Here is a 1346-nt window from a genome sequence, read left to right as displayed (position 1 = left end):
ATGAAAATATAATAGAGGCTTTAAATCATTTTTAATAGCGGTATTTATTACTTCACCGATAAATATAACATGATCACCGGCATCGTAAGAAACATATTTATTACATTCTATATGACAAGTTGCGCCGTTTATTAAAGGGCAATCAGTTTTATTACCAAGCACATAATCAATTTTTGTAAATTTATTAGGTTGTGATTTAGCAAAATGTTTTGAAATATCAATTTGATTCTCTGCTAAAATACTAATTGCAAACTTATCACTTTTTCGAAAACTGTTTATACTAAAAGAGTTTTTATTAAGGCAAAATAATATTAACGGCGGTTTTAAAGATATGGAAGTAAGAGAACTAGCAGTAAAGCCAAAAAGTTCGTTATTGCAATTTGTTGTTATAATAGTCACTCCCTGAGGGAATCGGCTCATAGCATCTTTAAATTGACTTTCTGTTACTGTCCCAGCCATTTTTTCATAATTTTGTTAATGGTCCCGTCTTTTTTTAATGAATAGATTGCCTCATTAATTTCATTAATTAGTCCTGAGTTTTTAGACATACCTATAGCAAAATCGGATGAAAATTCTTCTAAAGTACTGCTTTCTAAATTTGAATTATTTTCTTTTAATTTTTTGCCTTGAAATTCCTCAGAAATAATAGCATCTATGACTCTGGCTTTTAATTCTTCAACTAACATTAAATGATTTGCTAAAGAATGAACTTTAATATTCATCGTCTGTGATAGATCTTGTGCTTTTTTTTCTAAAACACTACCGAGCTGTACTCCTACTATTTTATTCTCTAGATCTTTGCTATTTTGTATATTGTCGCCTGTTCTATATATTATAGCAAATCTTGCAGTAGCGTAATTATCGGAAAAGCTGATATATTCGGAACGCTCCGGTGTTACGGAAAGCTCCGCCACCGCAACATCAATATTTTCACTAACCAAAGCTGCAAGTAAACCGTTAAAGTCGAAGTTTTTTATGATAACTTTTTTATTTAGACGTTCACTTATTGCTTTGATAATATCAATATCAATCCCAACAATCTCTCCGTCTTGGATGAATTCATAAGGAGGATTATCTGCGGCAGTACCGACTATTAAAGTTTTTTCCGTTTCTTTTTGTTCACAAGAAACTAGTAAGAAAGATAGTAAAAATATTTTCAGAAATTTCATAAAAATAATGTTTTAAGTTTGAGTATGTCCTGTGTCATCCCGCAAGGTATTGCGCTTGTTATATGGCTTGGAAAACCCGTTCGGTGTCATACCGTGGCTTGGCCACGGTATTCCAGAAAACAACTAAAAATACTAATATTATTAGTATTTTTAACTGGATCCCGCGATCGAGTCGCG

At 31.9% G+C, this 1346-nt stretch carries 2 protein-coding genes; both read right to left on the bottom strand.

All coding sequences use genetic code 11. From position 1 onward, the window contains the following. On the bottom strand, window positions 1–459 hold a 459-nt coding region (locus REIS_RS09185; protein ID WP_008581296.1), incomplete at its 3' end, for a flavin reductase family protein. Continuing rightward, window positions 444–1169, bottom strand: coding sequence for an ABC transporter substrate-binding protein (locus REIS_RS09180; RefSeq protein ID WP_008581295.1), 726 nt, complete (start codon window positions 1167–1169; stop codon window positions 444–446). The genes REIS_RS09185 and REIS_RS09180, both read right to left, overlap by 16 nt. Between the last annotated feature and the right edge of the window lie 177 nt (window positions 1170–1346).

The organism is Rickettsia endosymbiont of Ixodes scapularis, assembly GCF_000160735.1.
Taxonomy (GTDB): Bacteria; Pseudomonadota; Alphaproteobacteria; order Rickettsiales; family Rickettsiaceae; genus Rickettsia; species Rickettsia tamurae.
Note: the sequence above shows the minus strand (reverse complement) of the source record. Positions and strands in the feature narration are given on the sequence as shown.